The sequence below is a fragment of the Comamonas sp. B-9 genome (genome assembly GCF_000410635.1).
In the GTDB taxonomy this organism is placed as follows: domain Bacteria; phylum Pseudomonadota; class Gammaproteobacteria; order Burkholderiales; family Burkholderiaceae_C; genus Comamonas.
Window position 1 is genome coordinate 19,711 of sequence record NZ_KE148631.1, and the last position, 19,724, is coordinate 39,434.

At 63.6% G+C, this 19,724-nt stretch carries 18 protein-coding genes; 8 read left to right on the forward strand and 10 right to left on the reverse strand.

Annotated elements, in window-relative coordinates; translation table 11 throughout:
• Positions 1-95: 95 nt before the first annotated feature.
• From H928_RS0117720 to H928_RS0117730, 3 genes are all read right to left on the reverse strand, one after another.
• Entirely contained in the window at positions 96-302 is a 207-nt protein-coding gene (locus H928_RS0117720) for a hypothetical protein (RefSeq protein ID WP_204366326.1), read from the reverse strand.
• 325 nt (positions 303-627) lie between these two features.
• Positions 628-1,638 carry a tripartite tricarboxylate transporter substrate binding protein gene (locus H928_RS0117725; protein WP_027011084.1) on the reverse strand — a complete coding sequence of 337 codons (1,011 nt, stop codon included), beginning with the start codon at positions 1,636-1,638 and terminating at the stop codon, positions 628-630.
• A gap of 61 nt (positions 1,639-1,699) precedes the next feature.
• Positions 1,700-2,068: a helix-turn-helix domain-containing protein gene (locus H928_RS0117730; protein ID WP_021027698.1), complete on the reverse strand. Its 369-nt coding sequence runs from the start codon at positions 2,066-2,068 to the stop codon at positions 1,700-1,702.
• A gap of 201 nt (positions 2,069-2,269) precedes the next feature.
• Between H928_RS0117730 and H928_RS0117735 the strand changes: the two genes are divergently transcribed.
• Positions 2,270-3,277, forward strand: a complete 1,008-nt coding sequence (locus H928_RS0117735; protein WP_021027699.1) for an NAD(P)-dependent alcohol dehydrogenase — start codon at positions 2,270-2,272, stop codon at positions 3,275-3,277.
• A 123-nt stretch (positions 3,278-3,400) separates the two neighbouring features.
• On the opposite strand, the gene ilvD is transcribed toward H928_RS0117735, so the two are convergent.
• Together ilvD and H928_RS0117745 are read right to left on the reverse strand one after the other, a co-directional pair.
• A complete protein-coding gene (ilvD, locus tag H928_RS0117740) occupies positions 3,401-5,266 on the reverse strand; it encodes a dihydroxy-acid dehydratase (RefSeq protein ID WP_021027700.1) in 1,866 nt (621 codons plus the stop codon).
• A gap of 245 nt (positions 5,267-5,511) precedes the next feature.
• The gene (locus H928_RS0117745; RefSeq protein WP_021027701.1) at positions 5,512-5,754 is read right to left on the reverse strand and encodes a TIGR04438 family Trp-rich protein; all 243 of its coding nucleotides are present in this window, start codon (positions 5,752-5,754) and stop codon (positions 5,512-5,514) included.
• Positions 5,755-5,900: 146 nt separating this feature from the next.
• Between H928_RS0117745 and H928_RS0117750 the strand changes: the two genes are divergently transcribed.
• Positions 5,901-6,206 carry a c-type cytochrome gene (locus H928_RS0117750; protein WP_021027702.1) on the forward strand — a complete coding sequence of 102 codons (306 nt, stop codon included), beginning with the start codon at positions 5,901-5,903 and terminating at the stop codon, positions 6,204-6,206.
• 94 nt (positions 6,207-6,300) lie between these two features.
• On the opposite strand, the gene H928_RS0117755 is transcribed toward H928_RS0117750, so the two are convergent.
• Complete coding sequence (locus tag H928_RS0117755; RefSeq protein WP_021027703.1) at positions 6,301-6,765, reverse strand: hypothetical protein; 465 nt, start codon at positions 6,763-6,765, stop codon at positions 6,301-6,303.
• Positions 6,766-6,924: 159 nt separating this feature from the next.
• Positions 6,925-8,925 carry an acetate--CoA ligase gene (gene acs, locus H928_RS0117760; protein WP_021027704.1) on the reverse strand — a complete coding sequence of 667 codons (2,001 nt, stop codon included), beginning with the start codon at positions 8,923-8,925 and terminating at the stop codon, positions 6,925-6,927.
• Between the two features lie 322 nt (positions 8,926-9,247).
• On the opposite strand from acs, the gene H928_RS0117765 reads away from it, so the two are divergent.
• The 6 genes from H928_RS0117765 (at position 9,248) to H928_RS0117790 (ending at position 16,137) form a co-directional block, all read left to right on the forward strand.
• Entirely contained in the window at positions 9,248-9,850 is a 603-nt protein-coding gene (locus H928_RS0117765) for a TIGR00645 family protein (protein WP_027011086.1), read from the forward strand.
• A gap of 849 nt (positions 9,851-10,699) precedes the next feature.
• The gene (gene proV / locus H928_RS0117770; RefSeq protein ID WP_021027706.1) at positions 10,700-12,004 is read left to right on the forward strand and encodes a glycine betaine/L-proline ABC transporter ATP-binding protein ProV; all 1,305 of its coding nucleotides are present in this window, start codon (positions 10,700-10,702) and stop codon (positions 12,002-12,004) included.
• Positions 12,001-13,290 carry a glycine betaine/L-proline ABC transporter permease ProW gene (gene proW / locus H928_RS28595; protein ID WP_021027707.1) on the forward strand — a complete coding sequence of 430 codons (1,290 nt, stop codon included), beginning with the start codon at positions 12,001-12,003 and terminating at the stop codon, positions 13,288-13,290. Before proV ends, proW begins: the two co-directional genes overlap by 4 nt.
• A 162-nt stretch (positions 13,291-13,452) precedes the next feature.
• Positions 13,453-14,460 (forward strand): glycine betaine/L-proline ABC transporter substrate-binding protein ProX, encoded by a 1,008-nt coding sequence (proX, locus tag H928_RS0117780; RefSeq protein WP_021027708.1) that lies wholly within the window; start codon positions 13,453-13,455, stop codon positions 14,458-14,460.
• Between the two features lie 227 nt (positions 14,461-14,687).
• A complete protein-coding gene (gene proX, locus H928_RS0117785) occupies positions 14,688-15,701 on the forward strand; it encodes a glycine betaine/L-proline ABC transporter substrate-binding protein ProX (protein ID WP_021027709.1) in 1,014 nt (337 codons plus the stop codon).
• A 115-nt stretch (positions 15,702-15,816) separates the two neighbouring features.
• Positions 15,817-16,137, forward strand: coding sequence for a YkgJ family cysteine cluster protein (locus H928_RS0117790; protein WP_021027710.1), 321 nt, complete (start codon positions 15,817-15,819; stop codon positions 16,135-16,137).
• A gap of 29 nt (positions 16,138-16,166) precedes the next feature.
• Here the strand turns inward: H928_RS0117790 and rtcA are convergent, their stop codons facing one another.
• The 3 genes from rtcA to H928_RS0117805 are packed head-to-tail and all read right to left on the reverse strand — an operon-like array spanning position 16,167 to position 19,208.
• A complete protein-coding gene (gene rtcA / locus H928_RS0117795) occupies positions 16,167-17,237 on the reverse strand; it encodes an RNA 3'-terminal phosphate cyclase (protein ID WP_021027711.1) in 1,071 nt (356 codons plus the stop codon).
• Between the two features lie 51 nt (positions 17,238-17,288).
• On the reverse strand, positions 17,289-17,945 hold the full coding sequence (locus H928_RS30275; RefSeq protein ID WP_021027712.1) for a zinc-ribbon domain containing protein: 657 nt from the start codon (positions 17,943-17,945) through the stop codon (positions 17,289-17,291).
• A gap of 42 nt (positions 17,946-17,987) precedes the next feature.
• Positions 17,988-19,208, reverse strand: coding sequence for an RtcB family protein (locus H928_RS0117805; protein WP_027011088.1), 1,221 nt, complete (start codon positions 19,206-19,208; stop codon positions 17,988-17,990).
• Positions 19,209-19,724 lie beyond the last annotated feature (516 nt).

Below are 19,724 nucleotides of genomic sequence, written 5' to 3' on the forward strand. Positions count from 1 at the left end.
GATCCACGCCGCATGGCGTCTGCAAGCAATACAGGCGTGCAGCTGCGCTGCCGCTGCAGTGCGGCCGCACATATGCACCTCAGACAGAAGAAAGGTCAGCGACTGAAGGGGTCCAGCGCAGCCGATGCCGAGCAGGACTGCGCTGCGCCCTTGCCCACCGGGGCGCGGCGGCGCAGCATGGTCGCGAGCTGGCGCTGCAGGCGGCAGGACAAGCCCAAACCGCAGCAAGGCGTGATGGCCCATGGCGCAGCCTTGCGCCGCAGTGCGCGCAAGGGGGCCAGCGAAGACATACGCAGTGGCATGAAAAGCTCCCACACCCGGCGTGGCAGCGCGCAACAAAGGCACTCGCCACGGGGCAAGACTGGAAGATCGAATGGGATGCCGTAGGCGCGTAGGTCTAAAAAACTACGGCGCCTGACAGCTGCCCGCCTGGTTGGGCAAGGCAGCGCGCAAAGCTGGGGCGTTTGCGATTACCTTGCCTGTGGTCGGTTGGCCGCTGGCCAACAACTCGGTAAGTCCACAGGGTTACTCCTGATAAAAAAGTTGGCCGATTGTAGATCAACGCTCCCGAAACTGCCAGTGGTTTGGAAAGCGCAAATCACGCTTTACCTGCGCTTTTCAAAACGCTCAATCCAGCACCAGCTTGCGCTGCTGCACCAGTTGCAGGATCTGGGCGCGCGTATCACTGATCAGCAGCGCAAAATCTTGCGGGCTGCCGCCCATGGGCACAACACCCAACTGCACCAGGCGCGCCTGCACGGCCGGTTGGCGCATCGCTTCTTGCGCTGCGCGGTTGAGGGTGTCGACCACGGCCGGCGGCGTGCCAGCGGGCGCCACCAGGCCAAACCAGGTGATCGCCAGGCGGTTGAGCGCGGGGTAGCCGGCCTCCACCAAGGTCGGCACGTCCGGCAGCGCCGGCAGCCGCTGGGGCGCGGCCACGGCAAACGGAACCAGCCGCCCCGATTGCACCAGGCTGCTCGACGAAGGGTACTGGTCGCTCAGCACCTGGGTCTCGCCGGCCAGCGCACTGTTGATCACCGGGCCCTGGCCTTTGTAGGGAATATGGCGCAGGCGCACGCCCAGCGCTTCATTCATCGCCTCGGCAATCAGGTGGCCGATGGAGCCCACACCCGCCGATCCGATCGTGTAGTGCTCAGGCTTGGCGCGCAACGCAGCCACCAGGCCCTGCAGGTCGTGTACCCCCAGGCTGGGATGGGTGGAGAACACCGACGGAATCTGCGCCAGTGCAATGACCGGTGCCAGCGCTTGCAGCGGATCGCGGCGCACCGATTTGAGCATCACCGTATTGACGGCCAGGGTGCTGATGGTTCCCACGCCAAGGGTGTAGCCATCGGGCTGGGCACGGGCCACTGCCTCGGCGCCGATGAGGCCTGCGGCACCAGCCTTGTTTTCCACCACCACCGGCTGGCCCAGCGGCTCGCGCATCGCATCGGCCAGCAGGCGCGCCACGATATCGGTCGAGCCGCCCGGCGCAAAAGGCACCACCAGCTTGACCGGCTGGCTCGGGTAGACGGGCCGCTCCTGCGCCTGCGCCGTCACAGCGCCGGCCAACGCCAGGCCCAGGCAGAGCAGCGCGGACAGCAGCGCAAAGGGGCGCAGGATGGGAAAGCGGGACATCATGGCAGGTGGGCACGCAACATCAGAGAGGAGAATTATCCTCCCGAGCGGGGACCTAGGACTAGGCCGCGCAGCTGGCCTGCACGCCTGGCGCCTCGTCCTCCAGCCCTTGGGATTGCGCATAGTCCATGCCCCAGTCGCGCATCGCAATCAGCACCGGTTTGAGGCTGCGCCCCATGTCGGTCAGCGCATAGTCCACGCGCGGCGGTACCTCGGCATAGACGGTGCGCGCAACAATGCCGGCCTCTTCGAGCTCGCGCAGCTGCAGGGTCAGCATGCGCTGGGTGACATTGGGAATGGCCCGGGACAGTTCGCTAAAGCGCTTGGTGCCATGGAGCAGATGGAAAAGCACAATCGGCTTCCAGGTGCCGCCCATGACGGACAAGGTCACCTCCACCGCGCAACCACTTTTGCTGTTCAAACGCTTCATATTCTCTCCACCGAGCCAGACGACCAGGATGCCATCCTAGCGCCAAGCCAATGCCCATGCATTGCTTACATTTTTAATACTAGACCACAAATATGTTGGTTCTGGCTTTCTGCGCCCGGCGCTTGCATGATGGCCGGGTGGCTGCGCCGTGCAGCCTTCACCGCTCTTCAACGTGATAGCAACCCAGGAAAGAGAAACGCCATGAAAGCCATACAAGTTGCCGCCCCCGGTGGCCTGGACCACCTGCAGTTGGTCGACCTGCCAGCGCCTGCTGCGCCCCGCGCAGGCGAAATCCAGGTGCGCCTGCATGCCAGCTCGCTCAACTACCACGACCTGGCCATTGCCGCTGGGCGCTCGCCCACGGCCGATGGCCGCATCCCGATGGCCGATGGCGCCGGTGTGGTCACGGCCGTGGGCGAAGGCGTGACCGAGTTTGCCGTCGGCGACGCCGTGGTGTCCTGCTTTTTCCCGCTGTGGCAATCGGGCAAGCAGGTGCCGTCCACCTTTTCCACCGTGCCCGGCGATGGCGTGGACGGCTTTGCGCGCGAGCAGGTCACGATGGCCGCCACGGCCTTTACCCATGCACCCAAGGGCTATACGCATGAAGAAGCCGCCACCCTGACCACCGCTGGCCTCACGGCCTGGCGCGCTTTGGTGGTTGACGGCCGCATCGAAGCGGGGCAAACCGTGCTGGTGCTGGGCACCGGTGGCGTCTCCATCTTTGCGTTGCAACTGGCCCATGCGATGGGCGCCAAGGTGATTGCGACCACCTCCAGCGCCGCCAAGGCTGAGCGCCTGCGTGCCCTGGGCGCCGATACCGTCATCAACTACCGTGACCAGCCCGAATGGGGCGATGCGGTGCTGCAGGCCACCGGCGGTCGCGGCGCCGATATCGTCGTGGAAGTGGGCGGCCCCGGCACGCTGCCACAGTCCATCCGCGCCTGCGCGCCTGGCGGCCATATTGCACTGATTGGTGTGCTGACCGGCTTTGCCGGCGCTGTGCCCACCGTGGAGCTGATGCGCAAGCAGCAGACCTTGAAAGGCCTGATCGTCGGCAGCCGCGAGCAGCAGCAAGACCTGGTGCGTGCGCTCGAGCAGCTGGCGCTGCGCCCCATCATCGACAGCAGCTACCCGCTGGAGAAAATCGCCGATGCCTTTGCGCACCAGATCAGCGCCCAGCACTTTGGCAAGATCTGCCTGAGCTGGTAAGTGGTGGCGGTGGGGCAAGCGCGCTGCCGTCTGCCCCCATGCCCCCAATGGCCCCAATGGCCCCATGAAAAAACCGCCCCCGGCTTGCGCCTGGGGCGGTTCTTCATGGAAGGCGAAGGACGCTCAGTCCAGCAGCGAGATATCGCGCACCGCGCCCTTGTCGGCCGAGGTCACCAGCTTGGCATAGGCCTTGAGCGCGGTGGACACCTTGCGTGGACGGGGCTTGGCAGGCTTCCAGCCCAGCGCATCTTGCGCTTCGCGGCGCTTGGCAAATTCCTCGTCGCTCACCAGCGCATTGATGGTGCGGTTGGGGATGTCGATGAGGATACGGTCGCCGTTTTGCACCAGGCCAATCGCGCCGCCAGCCGCTGCCTCTGGCGAGCAGTGGCCAATCGACAGGCCCGAGGTACCACCCGAGAAACGGCCATCGGTCAGCAGTGCGCAGGACTTGCCCAGGCCCTTGGACTTGATGTAGCTGGTCGGGTAGAGCATCTCTTGCATGCCGGGGCCGCCCTTGGGGCCTTCGTAGCGCACGATCACGACATCACCAGCCTTGACCTTGTCGCTCAGGATGTTTTCCACCGCCTCGTCCTGCGACTCGACCACATGGGCCGAGCCTTCGAACACCAGGATCGAGTCATCAACACCGGCGGTCTTGACCACGCAGCCATCCAGCGCGATATTGCCGCGCAGCACGGCCAGGCCGCCTTCTTTGGAGAAGGCATGGTCGTAGGAGCGGATGCAGCCTTCGGCGCGGTCCAGATCCAGGCTGGGCCAGCGCGTGCTTTGGCTGAAAGCCACCTGGGTGGGGATGCCGGCAGGGCCCGCCATGTAGAAGGTGCGCACGGCCTCGTCTTCGGTACGCACGATGTCCCACTGGTCCAGCGCGTCCTTCATGGTCTTGGCATGCACGGTGGGCACATCGGTGTGCAGCTTGCCGGCGCGGTCGAGCTCACCGAGGATGGCCATGATGCCGCCTGCGCGGTGCACGTCTTCGATGTGGTACTTGTTGGTATTGGGTGCCACCTTGCACAGCTGCGGCACGGTGCGCGACATGCGGTCGATGTCGGTCATCGTGAAATCGATGTCCGCCTCTTGCGCAATCGCCAGCAAGTGCAGGATGGTGTTGGTCGAGCCGCCCATCGCGATGTCCAAGGTCATCGCGTTCTCGAAGGCCTTGATGCCGACGGCGCGTGGCAGCAGGGTCACTTCGTCTTGCTCGTAGTAGCGCTTGGCCAGCTCCACGATCAGGCGGCCTGCGCGCTTGAACAGCTGCTCGCGGTCCGAGTGGGTGGCCACGACGGTGCCATTGCCTGGCAGGGCCAGGCCCAGCGCTTCGGCCAGGCAGTTCATCGAGTTGGCGGTGAACATGCCCGAGCAGGAGCCGCAGGTCGGGCAGGCCGAGCGCTCGACTTCGGCCACATCGGCATCGCTCACATTGCTGTCAGCGGCCATCACCATCGCATCGACCAGGTCGAGCTTCTTGATCTGGATGGTCTTGCTGCCGTCAGCCGCCGGCACGGCCAGGCGCACCTTGCCCGCTTCCATCGGGCCGCCCGAGACAAACACCACGGGGATATTGAGGCGCATCGCAGCCATCAGCATGCCGGGGGTGATCTTGTCGCAGTTGGAGATGCAGACCATGGCATCGGCGCAGTGCGCGTTGACCATGTATTCGACCGAATCGGCAATCACCTCGCGGCTGGGCAGCGAGTAAAGCATGCCGTCATGGCCCATTGCAATGCCGTCATCGACGGCAATGGTGTTGAACTCCTTGGCCACGCCGCCTGCCGCTTCGATCTCGCGGGCGACGAGCTGGCCCAGGTCCTTGAGGTGCACATGGCCCGGAACGAACTGGGTAAAGGAGTTCACCACCGCAATGATGGGCTTGGAGAAATCGTCGTCTTTCATGCCGGTGGCACGCCACAAGGAGCGGGCACCAGCCATGTTGCGACCGGCGGTAGAGGTTTTGGAACGGTATGCGGGCATCGTGGTGTACGAATCAGTAAACAATAAGAATGCGGCCTGTCTTGCATAGTGCGGGCCTGGATATACGCCAGGGCCAGCGGGCAAGTTGGCGAGAACCTCTTGAGTGCACGCCGATGTGAGCGATGATTATCGCGCAGCTGGGCAAATGACGGAGACACTCGGGTTCCAGCCAGTAACGGTCGTAGGGGCAGCGCGAGGGCAGAAAAAAACCGCCTCGTCGGCGGTTGGTGCTCCAGCAGCCGCTGTCAGCGGCGCCGGCGGGCCGATTGGCCCAGCGCTTCTTTGGATTTCTGCAGGCGGCGCTCTTTTTTCAGCACCTCCTGCTCCATCGCCTTGCGCTTGGTGTAGCCCGACCAGTCGGCCCAGGCCCACCACAGCGCAGCCAGGCCAAAAGGGGCCAGCACGGCAGTCCAGGACCAGGCCGCCACCGGGCCTATCTCCAGGTACTTCAACAACAGCAGAATGATCCCCAGGATCAGAAAATACATGGTCTCTCCATCCGCTTTGGCCCCTTGTATGTCGGTGGCGTAAAGCCCGTAAAGAATGCAAACTTGTGGAACATCCTGGCGCCCCCGCAGTCCTATGCGGCGAGCCATTAGAATTAATGTACCTCATGCGCTAAGGAGATAACACGATGAACCGTATTCTGATTGCCACGGCACTGGCCTTGTCGGCCAGCGCACCTGCGTGGGCTGATCAGGCATTGGCCCAATCCAAGAACTGCATGGCTTGCCATTCGGTCGACAAGAAAGTAGTGGGCCCCGCATTCAAAGATATTGGCGCCAAGTTTGCAGGCCAGCCCGGCGCATCCAACATGCTGGCCCAGAAGATCATCAAGGGCAGCGCCGGCGTCTGGGGCCCCGTGCCCATGCCCGCCAACACCCAGGTCAGCGAAGCCGATGCCAAGAAACTGGCCGACTGGGTGCTGACCCTCAAGTAAAGAGCGCCTCGCATGCAGGTCGGGCCTGCCGGCCCACTCCCATGAAAAAACCACCTCGCGAGGTGGTTTTTTGCTGGCTGCGCAAGTGCGTCCTTCAGAACGTATTGCGCGGCGGCTCGACATGGCGCATGCGGTCTTCAATCTGGCCCAGGTAAGCGGCATTGCTGTTGTCCGACTCCTGGGCACGGGCCACCAGGTGCGCTTCCAGCTCTGCCAGGCGGGCCAGCAGTGCCGACTGGCCAGCGGCGTGCTGGCTCTCCAGCACCTGGCGCAACTCGGTAAAGCGCGATGCCTCGGCCTTGTCGGCCAGCTCACGCTGGGCCGTCATCTCCTTGTTGTGGCGGCGCGCCTCCAGCATGACCGAGCCCTGCAAGGACAGCACATAGGCGATGAAGATGACGCACAGCAGCACCGTCAGCGCCAGCATCAGCACCCCCAGCGGGGCGTGGATGGTGGTCAGGCCGAGATTGACCTCGGACGGGGTGGACAGCACCTCCCAGTTGAGGGCCGCCAGGCCGCCGATGAGCACGGCGATTATGAGAAGAAGAATGCTGCGCATAGTGGATTTTGATGGCAATAGTGGAACGCATAGACCATAGCACGGTCCATGCACCAGCGCTTGTCAGCCAATGCTGGCAATTTCTCACCGGTTCTTCAGCTTTAACAACAGCTTAGCGCGCTGGAAGGCTCCAGCGCGCCATTTGTTGACATTTACCGGTCAGTGGGTATCGGACAGCTGGTCGAGGATCGCCGGGTTCTCCAGGGTGGAGGTGTCCTGCGTGATCGCCTCGCCCTTGGCGATCGAGCGCAACAGCCGGCGCATGATCTTGCCCGAGCGCGTCTTGGGCAGGTTGTCGCCAAAGCGGATGTCCTTGGGCTTGGCGATCGGGCCGATCTCCTTGGCCACCCAGTCGCGCAGCTCCTTGGCAATCTGCTTGGCTTCGTCACCGGTGGGGCGCGAGCGCTTGAGCACCACAAAGGCGCAGATCGCCTCGCCCGTCATGTCATCGGGCCGGCCCACGACGGCCGCCTCGGCCACCAGGTCGGTCTTGGCGACCAGGGCCGACTCGATCTCCATCGTGCCCATGCGGTGGCCCGAGACGTTCAGCACATCGTCGATGCGGCCAGTGATGCGGAAGTAGCCGGTCTTGGCATCGCGCACCGCGCCGTCGCCGGCCAGGTAGATGCTGCCGCCCATCTCTTCGGGGAAATAGGCTTTCTTGAAGCGCTCGGGGTCGTTCCAGATCGTGCGGATCATCGACGGCCAGGGCTTGCTGATCACGAGGATACCGCCGGTGCCGTTGGGCAGCTCCTTGCCGGTCTCATCGACGATCTGGGCCATGATGCCCGGCAGCGGCAGGGTGCAGGAGCCCGGCACCAGCGGCGTCGCACCCGGCAGCGGCGTGATCACATGGCCGCCGTTTTCCGTCTGCCAGAAGGTATCGACAATCGGGCAGCGCTCGCCGCCGATATTGCGGTAGTACCACATCCAGGCTTCGGGGTTTATGGGCTCGCCCACCGATCCCAGAATGCGCAGGCTGCTGAGGTTCCAGTTGCGCGGATGTACCTTGTCGTCCGAGTCAGCCGCCTTGATCAGCGAGCGGATCGCCGTGGGGGCGGTGTAGAAGATGGAGACGCCATGGCGCTCGATCATCTGCCAGAAGCGCCCGGCATTGGGGAAGGTCGGCACGCCCTCGAACACCACCTGGGTCGCGCCAGCGGCCAGCGGGCCGTAGGCAATATAGGTGTGGCCGGTGATCCAGCCGATATCGGCCGTGCACCAGAACACATCGCTGGGCTTCAGATCAAAGGTCCACTCCATCGTCATCTTGGCCCAGAGCACATAGCCGCCGCTGGCGTGCTGTACGCCCTTGGGCTTGCCGGTGGAGCCGCTGGTGTACAGGATGAAGAGCGGGTGCTCGGCATTCACCGGCACCGGCGCGCATTCCTTGCTCTGGCCGGCCAGCGCCTCGCCAAAGCTCACATCCCGGCCGTCGACCTTGTTCCAGGCCGTCTGGGTGCGTTCAAACACCAGCACTTTCTTGACGGTGTCGCAGCCCCCCATGGCCAGTGCGTCGTCGACAATCGCCTTCAGCGGCAGCTCCTTGCCGCCGCGCATCTGGTAGTTGGCGGTGATGATCAGCACCGCACCGGCATCGATGACGCGCTCATTGACCGCCTTGGCCGAGAAGCCGCCAAACACCACAGAGTGGGTCGCGCCAATGCGCGCGCAGGCCTGCATCGCCACAATGCCCTCGACGGTCATCGGCATATAGATGAGGACCCGGTCCCCCTTTTGCACGCCCTGGGCCTTGAGCGCATTGGCAAAGGCGCTGACCTTGTCCAGCAGCTCGCGGTAAGTGATCTTGGTCACTTGGCCATCATCGGCTTCGAAAATGATCGCTGTCTTGTTCTCCACCGGCGTGCCGATGTGCTTGTCCAGGCAGTTGGCGCTGACGTTCAGCTCGCCATCCTGGAACCACTTGAAGAACGGTGGATTGCTCTGGTCCAGCACCTCGGTGAAGGGCTTGGTCCACTGCACATGCTCGCGGGCACGTTGGACCCAAAAACCTTCAAAGTCGGACTCGGCCTCGGCGCACAGCGCCTGGTAGGCCTCCATGCTGCCGACGCGGGCCGTGGCAGACAGGCTGGCGGGTGGGGGAAATACGCGGTTTTCGACCAGAACGGATTCAATGGTTCCTTGGGCTGGGGCTGTCATGGGTGGGTCTCCTTTGCAAACATTGTAGGTATGAAAATCGCTGCTACTGTGGACCGGCGCACTTACAGGCATCTGACAACGCAGCACTGGCTGCCACCGCTTGCGATAGACAAAACCAACCACCCGATCCGGGCGAGGAATTTTCCCAATCGCCACACGGCAGACGCAGGGCGCTGGCTACAATGCGCTACGCTCTTTTTAGCGGCATTTCCGCACGCGCTGAGCCAGCATCCGGACAGGCTGGCACGGACCTCAGCGATGGACGGCCGAAACACAGATTCCAAACCTGCTGCAGGGCACTCTCTCCACTACCCCCTCCACCATGTCTCTCCCTCAAAATGCTCCTTTGCGCCCCTTGCCGGCGCTGATTTTTGCCAGCCGCTGGCTGCAACTGCCGCTCTACCTGGGCCTGATCGTTGCCCAGCTGGTGTATGTCTGGCATTTCCTGGTCGAGCTGCTGCACCTGGTTGAAGCGGCCTTTGGCAGCGATACCGCGCTGCGCATCCTCGTCACCTCGGTGGGCTACTCGCCCGATGTCCAGATCACGGCGCTCAACGAGACCATCATCATGCTGGTGGTGCTGGGCCTCATCGATGTGGTGATGATCTCCAACCTGCTGATCATGGTGATCGTCGGCGGCTACGAGACCTTTGTCAGCCGCATGCACCTCAACCGCCACCCGGACCAGCCCGAATGGCTGGGCCATGTGAACGCCTCGGTGCTCAAGGTCAAGCTGGGCCTGTCCATCATCGGCATCAGCTCCATTCACCTGCTCAAGACCTTTATCAATGCGCCCAATTACAGCGAGAAGGTGCTGATGTGGCAGACCATCATCCATGTGGTCTTCCTGCTGTCCGCGCTGGCCATCGCCTGGACCGACCGCATCCTGCACCCCGCAGGCCCTGCGCACAAGGACAGCCACTGATCCAGCAGCCGCTACGCGCCCCCTCCAGCCCCGCCCCGTGCGGGGCTTTTTCATGGGCGCTTGGGTGATCCTTATTGGCGAAAAATTCCTACATGACAGTCCTTGGTTTTCAGATATCAGTAGTCATTTACCCTTAAAAGACAGCATCCTCAGCACAAGCAACGCGATCGGTGCGCAATTGCCAAAATTGGGGTCTTTTCTGCATTGGCTTCGCATAAAATTGAAACTAGATGTTTCCTTCTCATGCAAAGCCCTGACCGCTTGATCCGACCATATTTGGTTTTTTATTGCTATTAAAAAAGTAGCAAAACAGAAATCAGATGCTGCAAATGGCCGCGTTGAGCGCTAAATTCGCCCGGATGAAACCCGCTTTTTTTGACTTCTATATTTCCAATACGTATACTTAAGGGATGTTTTACAACCTGCAACGCAGGTAATCCGTGCCTTTCTGACAGGTGCGGATCGTCTCCGTCGGGTCTTTGGCGCCACGCCAAAGTCCGTCAACAGGCCGGAATATTCCCGGCCCTGATGCCCCGGCGTGGTGGCCTTTTTACAGTGTCCGCCGCGCTCGCGTGATTGAAACGATCGGGTTTCAATGCGCACGAGAGACCCTGTACCTGGCTCGACCCTGGAGCCCATCGCTGCTGGCATGCACGCCCGGTACAGGCAGAAATTGTTGGTCACATTGCGTGTCCTACCCACCCCACGAGGGCTTGCCATGGTTGTCGCTTCGACAGCCAGGCGCAGCTATCGGCATCAGGGTTGAGAGATTGACGGTCCCGTGCTGGACGACGCCCTTCAGGGGCGTCTTCAGCGTTGTAGCCACTACAACTTAGGGAGGAGCCACACATGGCCAAACAAATCCGTATCGAGCACGTGTTCAAGGTGTTCGGAGATTCCCCAAAAGCCGCGCTCGAGCTGGTGCGCAAAGGCGCCACCAAGCAAGAAGTCATGGAGAAGACCGGCAACTCCATCGGCGTGTTTGACGCGAACTTCACCATCGAAGCCGGTGAGATCTTTGTCGTCATGGGCCTGTCGGGCTCGGGCAAGTCCACCCTGGTGCGCATGCTCAACCGCCTGATCGAGCCCACCAGCGGCGCCATCGTCGTCGATGACCAGGACATCAACCAGCTGTCGGACAGCAAGCTGCGCGCACTGCGCCGCAAGGACATCTCGATGGTGTTCCAGTCCTTTGCGCTGATGCCCCACCTCACCGTGGTCGAGAACACCGCGTTCGGCCTGGAGCTGGCCGGCGTGGCTCGCGAAGAGCGCCTGACCGCTGCCGAGCAAGCGCTCGAGCAGGTGGGCCTGGCCGGCTGGGGCGCGAGCTACCCCGATGAGCTGTCTGGCGGCATGCAGCAGCGCGTGGGCCTGGCCCGTGCGCTGGCATCGGACCCCTCGATCCTGCTGATGGACGAGGCCTTCTCGGCGCTCGACCCGATCATCCGCACCGAAATGCAGTCCGAGCTGATGCGCCTGCAGGAGATCAAGCGCCGCACCATCGTCTTCATCTCGCACGACCTGGACGAAGCGATGCGCATTGGCGACCGCATTGCCATCATGAAGGACGGCATGGTCCAGCAGGTCGGCACGCCCGATGACATTCTGCGCAACCCTGCCAACGACTATGTGCGCGCCTTTATCCAGGGCGTGGATGCCGCAGCCGTGTTCAAGGCCGCCGATATCGCGCGCCGCGGCATCACCATCGTCAAGGAAAGCGACCAGCGCGGTGCGCGCGCCGCAATGCAACTGCTGCAGGACGAGGACCGGGATTTCGCCTATGTCGTTTCGCCCCGCAAGCAGTACCTGGGTACGGTCTCGACCGAATCCCTGCGCAATGCCTTGAAGGGCCATGTCGGCCCGTTGGGTCTGCAGCATGCCTACCTGGACAAGGTCGAGCCCATTGCCGAAGACGCGCTGGTGGCCGATCTGTTTGGCCAGGTTGCGCAGGCACCCTGCCCGCTGCCGGTGCTGCGTGCCGATGGCCGCTTTGTCGGCGCGATCAGCAAGAACACCCTGCTGCGCTTCCTGGACCGCGACACGCCGCCGGTGCCGCCGACCGACCCTGCGGTGATCGCCATGCAAGCGGCCACCGAGGCCGCTGCCGCTGAAGCCGCCAATACCGACAACAACGACAACAGGAGTGCCGCATGAGTACCGACAACACGCTGACCATCGCCCAGAACACTGCTGCGGCCGACCCTTGGGCCGATACCGCATCGACGAGCTCGAGTGCGGCCACCGCATGGACCTCCACCGACGCTACGGACGCCGCCACGGCACCCACCCAGGCCGCACCGGTGGACGACCCCTGGGTTGCCGTGGGCAATGTCTCGGGCAACACCGACTGGCTGGGCGGCCCCGACGCCGTGGGCCAGACTGCGGACGCCGCCCAGGCTGCGGCGCAGCATGCGCAGGCCGCCCATGACAGCGGTTTCCACCTGAGCCAGCTCTGGGACGGCAGCCTGCCGGTGCAGGACTGGATCAACAGCGGCCTGACCTGGGTGGTGGCCAATTTCCGCCCCTTCTTCCAGACCGTGCGCGCGCCGATTGACGCCACGCTCACCGGTGTGGAGCATTTTCTGACCGCCATCCCGATGCTCGCGATGGTGGCGATCCTGGCGCTGATCGCCTGGCAATTTGCCGGCGGTGCCCTGGCCATTGGGGCCGTGGTGTCGCTGCTGATCATCGGCATGCTGGGTATCTGGCACGAGGCCATGGTCACCCTGTCGCTGGTGCTGACCTCGCTGGCCTTCTGCATCATCATCGGTCTGCCGCTGGGCATCTTGCTGGCCAGCAGCGACCGGGCACAGAAGTTCTTCCGCCCGGTGCTGGACGCCATGCAGACCACCCCGGCCTTCGTCTACCTGGTGCCGGTGGTGATGCTGTTTGGCATTGGCAATGTGCCAGGCGTCGTGGTGACCATCGTGTTTGCGCTGCCACCGCTGGTGCGCCTGACCAACCTGGGTATCCGCCAGGTACGCCCTGACCTGATCGAAGCGAGCCGTGCCTATGGCGCCTCGCCTCTGCAATTGCTGTGGAAGGTGCAGCTGCCGCTGTCCATGCCCTCGATCATGGCCGGTATCAACCAGTCGCTGATGCTGTCGCTGTCGATGGTGGTGATTGCCTCGATGATCGCCGTGGGCGGCCTGGGCCAGATGGTGCTGCGCGGTATTGGCCGCCTGGACATGGGCCTGGCCACTGTTGGCGGCCTGGGCATTGTGCTGCTGGCCATTTTGCTCGACCGCATCACCCAGGCCATGGGCCAGCCACGCCGTGGCGTGCGCCACTGGTGGCAGACCGGCCCGGCCGGCCTCATCGCCCGCACCCTGCACAAGCCAGAAGCCAGCCCTGCGCCCAAGCCTCTGCCCCAGGCAGCGGCCCAAAAGCAGGCACAGGCACCCACGCAGCCCGGCCAGGACGCCGTGCCTGCCGCCTAAGCCCAGCCAGGGCAGCCGCCACCGCCCGCTGCCCTGCCCACTCGCTTGGCCCCATTTGCACATTGATCGGCGGCGCGCACTGCGCCCGCGCCAAACCCCTAACAAGGAGCATCCATGACATCCACCCCCCATTCCTGGCAGGCCTTCGCGGCCCCCACCCGCATGGTCAAAAGCCTGCTGACCACCAGCCTGCTGGCCGCTGGCCTGGCCGCCGCCGGCCATGCTGTGGCCCAGGACTTGCCCGGCAAGGGCATCAAGGTCCAGCCGCTGCAAAGCTCGATCGCCGAAGAGACCTTCCAGACCCTGCTGGTCAACAAGGCCATGCAAAAGCTCGGCTATGACGTCCAGCCCATCCGCGAAGTGGAATACGCCACCGCCCACGTGGCGATCGGCAATGGCGACGCCACCTACATGGCCGACCACTGGGATCCGCTGCAGGCCGACTTCTACAAGAATGCCGGCGGCGCCGACAAGCTCTACCGCGAAGGCGAGTACTCGACCAGCGCCGTGCAGGGCTACCTGATCGACAAGAAGACTGCCGATGAGCACAAGATCACCAATATCGAGCAGCTCAAGGACCCGAAGATCGCCAAGCTGTTTGACACCGATGGGGACGGCAAGGCCGACCTGACAGGATGCACCCCCGGCTGGGGCTGCGAGGGCGCGATCGAGCACCAGCTGACGGCCTACAAGCTGCGCGACACCGTCACCCATGTGCAAGGCACCTATGCCGCGCTGATGGCCGACACCATCGCCCGCTACAAGTCCGGCAAGCCCATCTTCTACTACACCTGGACGCCGTACTGGGTCAGCGCCGAGCTGCGCCCTGGCCGTGATGTCGTCTGGCTGCAAGTGCCGTTCACCGCACTGCCCGGCAACCAGGCCGATCTGAAGACTGCGCTGCCCAACGGCAAGAACTACGGCTTCCCGCTCAACACCCAGAAGATCGTCGCCAACAAGAAGTTTGCCGAAGCCAACCCAGCGGCCGCCAAGTTGTTTGCGATCATGAAGCTGCCGGTCGCGGACATCAACGCGCAGAACCTGGCGATGAAGGACGGCCAGAACAAGCCTGCCGATATCGAGCGCCATGCCGACGGCTGGATCAAGGCCCACCAGGCCGAGTTTGACGGCTGGATCAAGACGGCGCTGGACGCCGCCAAGGCGCAATAAGCCTACCTGCAGCACCAGCCTGGCAGGACCTTGCCGGGCCGGCGCCTTCCCCCCAGGGCATGCCGCCATGCCCACCGCTGCAGCGCCAGCGCTGCACAGCCCCATCCCCCGCAAGCTGCAAACAGACCAGCCGGCACCACCGGCCGGGCGCCGTCTTGCCCCAGGGCTGCCCATGTTCCCTCTCGGTGCACATCGGGTGCATCGCGTATCCATCCAAGGAGAAGACCATGACTGATAAAAACCGCCTCAATCGCCCCGTCCACCTGGCCTGCGCCGCTGCCATCGCGCTGATGGCCTGGGGCCCCGTCGCCCAGGCGCAAGACCTGCCCGGCAAGGGCAAGGATGTGCTGCCGCTGCTGGGCACCGTGGACGAGGAGATGTTCCAGACCCTGATCGTCTCGCGCGCGCTGGAAAAGCTCGGCTACACCGTCAAGGACCCCAAGGGACTGGAGAACGGCACCGAGCACGTGGTCGTCGGCCAGGGCGATGCCACCTTTATGGCCAACCACTGGATTCCGCTGCACCAGGAGTTTTATGAGCGCAATGGCGGCGCCAAGGTCTTCTACCGCGAAGGCATGTTCTCGACCAATGCGGCGCAGGGCTACCTGATCGACAAGGCCACGGCCGAGAAGTACAAGATCACCGACATCATGCAGCTCAAGGATCCCAAGATCGCCAAGCTGTTTGACACCGATGGCGACGGCAAGGCCGATCTGACCGGCTGCAACCCCGGCTGGGGCTGCGAGCTGGCGATCAACAAGCACCTCAAGGGCCTGGGCCTGGAAGGCAGCGTGACCCACCGCCAGGGCAACTATGCGGCGCTGATTGCCGACACCATTGCCCGCTACCAATCGGGCAAGCCGGTGCTCTACTATGTCTGGACCCCCTACTGGGTCAACGGCGTGCTCAAGCCCGGCCAGGATGTCGTCTGGCTGCAGGTGCCCAACATCCCCAATGCCAAGGGCGATGACGACACCCGCCTGCCCAACGGCAAGAACTATGGCTTCAAGGTGAACAACCAGTACATCCTCGCGAACAAGAAATGGACCGACGCCAACCCGGCCGCCGCCAAGCTGTTTGCGCTGATGCAGGTGCCCATCGAGGACATCACAGCCCAGAACCTGCTGATGCGCAATGGCGAAAACAAGACCGCCGATATCCAGCGCCATGCCGACACCTGGATCAAGAACCACCAGGCCAAGTTTGACGGCTGGATCAAGCAAGCGCTGGCCGTTAAGTAAACCTGGCGCCTTCTGCACCGCATCCCGAGCCCGCTGACCCAGCGGGCTTTTTTGTGGCGTTCAGCGGCGCAAAACTACAATAGCCGCCAAACAACGCCCACGCCCCCCACGCCCGATGTCCCACCCCTGCCTCAGTTGCGGCGCCTGCTGCGCCAGCTTTCGCGTTGATTTTTCGGTCCATGAATGCGACAGCAACGGCGGCCGTGTGCCCTCGGGCCTGGCCGAAGAGGTGAATGACGCCACCTGCCGCATGCGCGGCACCGACTATGCCCGCCCGCGCTGCGCGGCCTTGACCGGCACCATCGGCCAGCAAGCCGCTTGCGGCATTTATGAATGGCGCCCTTCGCCCTGCCGGGAGTTTGCCGCCGGCAGCGAGGCCTGCAACAAGGCCCGCCTGCGCCATGGCATGCAGGCGCTGGAAGGCGGGCTGTACTAGCCAGCCCGCCAACACTCTCACACGCCGCGCTACAGCGGTGCGATGCGCACCACCGGCGCACTGGCGGTCTCGATCGACATGCGCAGCGGCAGGAACTGCGCAATCCCCGCCATATTGCTGTGCAGGTGCTCGGTGGCCTCGCTGCAGCTGAAGGCCGCGGGCTGGCCGCTTTGCCACACGGCCAACGCCTGCAGCAGCAAGAGCTGGTCGGCCAGGTAGGCGCAGACAGCGGCATCGGGCTTTTTCTGGTAATCGCGCAGGTCCTGGCAGAGCTTGCGCGCCACCGCTTCGGACGATACGCCGTGCGCCCCCAGGCACCAGAACAGCTCGGTGACATGGTCATAGCGCAAGGTGGCCTGCAGCAGGTTGCCCGGGCCGTCCTCCTGGCTCACCGGCAGCAGCTCCATCGCGCGCCGGTCCCAGCCGGTCAGCCGCGCCAGCTCATCGAACTCGCGCATCGCCACGCCACGCGGCACGGCCGCGCAGACCGCCTCCACCGACACATGCTGCAGCATGCCGCGCGCCAAGAGGTCAAAAGGCTGCAGGCCCTGCGCTGCCGGGCTGATGCAGGCCAGCGCCTCGCCACCACCCGCCGGGTAAAAGCCATAGCGGCGCAGGCGCATGTCCAGCCCTGCCCCCATGCGTGCCACCAAGGGTACATAGGCGCGCTCGATGAAATGGAAGTTCGGCGCCAGCGGGTTGTGGGTGCCGCCCGCCAGCTGCACCGTGCTCGCGCAATCAGCCATCAGCAGCGCCGGCAGCACCGTCTGCAGCACCAGCATGGCGCTGCCCGCGCCCGAGATCGGGAAGCGGTAGTCCCCGGCCTTGAGCGTCGCAGGCGCAAACTGCAGCTCCGTCACGCCCGCAGCGATGGGCGACAGCTGCGCCTCGCTGATGGTCTGCGCTGCCTGCACACAGGCCAGGTGCTGGCGCATCAGGCCCGGCTTGGAGCGCTTGGCCCGGATGCTGTGCATCGCCAGCGGCCTTTGCGTGATGACCGACAGCGCCAGCGCCGTGCGCAGCATCTGGCCGCCGCCCTCGCCTTGCGAGCCGTCGATCTCGACCAGGCCCTTTTCTATCCATTGGCTTGCGGTTTGCATTGGAATCGTTTCCCTCTCACTGTTTTCTTCTTCTGATTGACCTGCGCTGGCTCAGTGGCCGGACAGCGCAGCGCCCATCGTGACGCGCGGATAGCTTACTACCCGGCAGACGCGATGCACACCGGGACGTAGCTCCACCTGGCGCCGCAAGATGCGGTCGATACGCGGCGCCCAGCTGCGCTCCAGGCTCAGCGCCTCCAGCTGCGCATGCGCTGGCTTGTCACCAAACTGCACCCACCACCAGGCGAGGGCCTGCGCTGCCAGGCTGCGCAAATCCGGCGCCTTGGCCTGCAAGGCGGCATGCACACGGGCACGGGCAGACGCATCGGGGCGGTCACGCCATAGCGAACGCAAAGCCGCCATCTCGGCCGCATCACAATGGCTTTGGCGCCAGGCGCGGTGCCGCGCACGGCAGTCCTTGCAGCAGCTGGCACTGGCATACAGGCTGCCTTGCACTTGCTCGTACCACCATTTCTGGTCCTGCGCGGTCCAGACACAGGCTGCACCGCAGTCACAACAGCGGTAGCTGATATCCATGTAGTAACTCACATGGCAAACAGATTGCCCATGGATCAGGGCCAGAAGCTGCGTATCTGCAGCCAAGGCTGCATGCGGCATGGCCGGCAGCAGGGCCGCCTTGCGCTGCTGCTCCATACGGGCCCAACGGCGCTGCTTGATCTCTGTCTTGCGCTGCTTATTGCTCTTCATCACCCTTCTCCTCAGGGTTGCGGCCCCATGGCCGCCCCTTGTCTATCCCTTCACACACACCACCTGCTTGAGCGTGTACACCACCTCCACCAGGTCACTCTGCGCCGCCATCACCGCGTCGATGTCCTTGTAGGCCATGGGGATCTCGTCGATCACCTCGGCGTCCTTGCGGCATTCCACGCCTTCGGTGGCGCGCATCTGGTCCTCGACGGTGAACAGCTTCTTGGCCTTGGTCCGGCTCATCGTGCGACCGGCGCCGTGGCTGCAGCTGTTGAAGCTCTCGGGGTTGCCCTTACCGCGCACGATAAAGCTCTTGGCCCCCATGCTTCCCGGGATGATGCCCAGCTCACCCTGGCGGGCGCTCACCGCGCCCTTGCGGGTCACAAACACCTCCTGGCCAAAGTGGGTCTCGCGTTGCACATAGTTGTGGTGGCAGTTCACCGCTTCCAGGTGCGTCTCGAACGGTTTGGTGATCACCTTTTTCAGCGCGTGGATCACGCGGACCATCATCACCTCGCGGTTGGCACGCGCAAACTTCTGCGCCCAACCCACCGCTTTGACATAGTCGCCAAAGTAGGCGGCGCCTTCTTCAAAGTAGGCCAGGTCCTTGTCGGGCAGGTTGCGCTGGTGCAACTCGGCATCCTTCTTGGCCAGCTCGATGAAGTGGGTGCCAATGGCGTTCCCCACCCCGCGCGAACCCGAGTGCAGCATGATCCACACGGCCTGGTTCTCGTCCAGGCAGACTTCGATGAAGTGGTTACCGGACCCCAGGGTTCCCAGGTGCTTGTAGTTGTTGGTGTTCTTCATGCGCGGGTGCGCTTCGCAGATCTCCTCGAACTCTTTCACCAGCACCATCCAGGCGGCATCGGTTTCCTCAGGCGGCGTCTCCCAGCTTCCCTTGTCGCGGCCATAGCGCTTGGGCGTCATACCCACGGGCACCGCCCGCTCGATCGCAGCGCGGATCGGCGCCAGGTTGTCGGGCAGATCGCTGGCCGTCAGCGTGGTCTTGCAGGCCATCATTCCGCAACCCAGGTCCACCCCCACCGCCGCCGGGATGATGGCCTTGAGCGTTGGCACCACCGAGCCGATGGTGGCACCAATCCCCAAGTGCACATCAGGCATCACCGCCACGTGCTTGAACACCACCGGCAGGCGCGAGATATTGGCCAGCTGGTTCTGCGCTTCGGCCTCGACCGGCACGCCATTGGTCCACATCTTCACGGGCACGCCATTAGGCACTTGCATTTCGTTGTATTGCGACATCTCTTAGCTCTCTTCTTTATCTTCACACCGCTGTTTGACAGCGATGACTTGGTAGGGGTGACACGGTGAGCACCTCTGGGCTGCGACCAGGGTTTGGTGAAACACTTCCGGAGCTCTGGCACTGAGCTACAGGTTCAAAGAACCTGGCGGGATTCCAACCCGCATCGCCGGATTCCAATGTAGTTCCACCGGCATTCGCAGCCAGCGATGCAAACCTTCCCAAAAACACTATCCCAACAAAAGCGCGACCAGGGTCGGCAAGACAACTGCCACACCGGTTTCCCGGCTGAGGATTCGAACCCCCGGCGTTCCGAATGTAGTCTTGCCAGCATTCGCGCAAACCAAAAATCTTGTGCAGATGGGCCACCTGCAGCGACTAAAAAGGTGAAATATTTTTCGTGCTCTACCCATGAGCTACAACTTGCGTTGGCAGGACTCGAACCTGCTCCCTCGAGCGTTAAAGGCTGTAATTTCACCGGCATTCGCCGCAGGCCACCCAAGCCTTTCAAACCTTAT

Bases quoted from the DNA above. Each gene is read 5' to 3' on its own strand.
- H928_RS0117720 (WP_204366326.1), bottom strand. From the start codon at position 302: ATGCCACTGCGTATGTCTTCGCTGGCCCCCTTGCGCGCACTGCGGCGC.
- H928_RS0117725 (WP_027011084.1), bottom strand. From the start codon at position 1,638: ATGTCCCGCTTTCCCATCCTGCGCCCCTTTGCGCTGCTGTCCGCGCTG.
- H928_RS0117730 (WP_021027698.1), bottom strand. From the start codon at position 2,068: ATGAAGCGTTTGAACAGCAAAAGTGGTTGCGCGGTGGAGGTGACCTTG.
- H928_RS0117735 (WP_021027699.1), top strand. From the start codon at position 2,270: ATGAAAGCCATACAAGTTGCCGCCCCCGGTGGCCTGGACCACCTGCAG.
- ilvD (WP_021027700.1), bottom strand. From the start codon at position 5,266: ATGCCCGCATACCGTTCCAAAACCTCTACCGCCGGTCGCAACATGGCT.
- H928_RS0117745 (WP_021027701.1), bottom strand. From the start codon at position 5,754: ATGTATTTTCTGATCCTGGGGATCATTCTGCTGTTGTTGAAGTACCTG.
- H928_RS0117750 (WP_021027702.1), top strand. From the start codon at position 5,901: ATGAACCGTATTCTGATTGCCACGGCACTGGCCTTGTCGGCCAGCGCA.
- H928_RS0117755 (WP_021027703.1), bottom strand. From the start codon at position 6,765: ATGCGCAGCATTCTTCTTCTCATAATCGCCGTGCTCATCGGCGGCCTG.
- acs (WP_021027704.1), bottom strand. From the start codon at position 8,925: ATGACAGCCCCAGCCCAAGGAACCATTGAATCCGTTCTGGTCGAAAAC.
- H928_RS0117765 (WP_027011086.1), top strand. From the start codon at position 9,248: ATGTCTCTCCCTCAAAATGCTCCTTTGCGCCCCTTGCCGGCGCTGATT.
- proV (WP_021027706.1), top strand. From the start codon at position 10,700: ATGGCCAAACAAATCCGTATCGAGCACGTGTTCAAGGTGTTCGGAGAT.
- proW (WP_021027707.1), top strand. From the start codon at position 12,001: ATGAGTACCGACAACACGCTGACCATCGCCCAGAACACTGCTGCGGCC.
- proX (WP_021027708.1), top strand. From the start codon at position 13,453: ATGGTCAAAAGCCTGCTGACCACCAGCCTGCTGGCCGCTGGCCTGGCC.
- proX (WP_021027709.1), top strand. From the start codon at position 14,688: ATGACTGATAAAAACCGCCTCAATCGCCCCGTCCACCTGGCCTGCGCC.
- H928_RS0117790 (WP_021027710.1), top strand. From the start codon at position 15,817: ATGTCCCACCCCTGCCTCAGTTGCGGCGCCTGCTGCGCCAGCTTTCGC.
- rtcA (WP_021027711.1), bottom strand. From the start codon at position 17,237: ATGCAAACCGCAAGCCAATGGATAGAAAAGGGCCTGGTCGAGATCGAC.
- H928_RS30275 (WP_021027712.1), bottom strand. From the start codon at position 17,945: ATGAAGAGCAATAAGCAGCGCAAGACAGAGATCAAGCAGCGCCGTTGG.
- H928_RS0117805 (WP_027011088.1), bottom strand. From the start codon at position 19,208: ATGTCGCAATACAACGAAATGCAAGTGCCTAATGGCGTGCCCGTGAAG.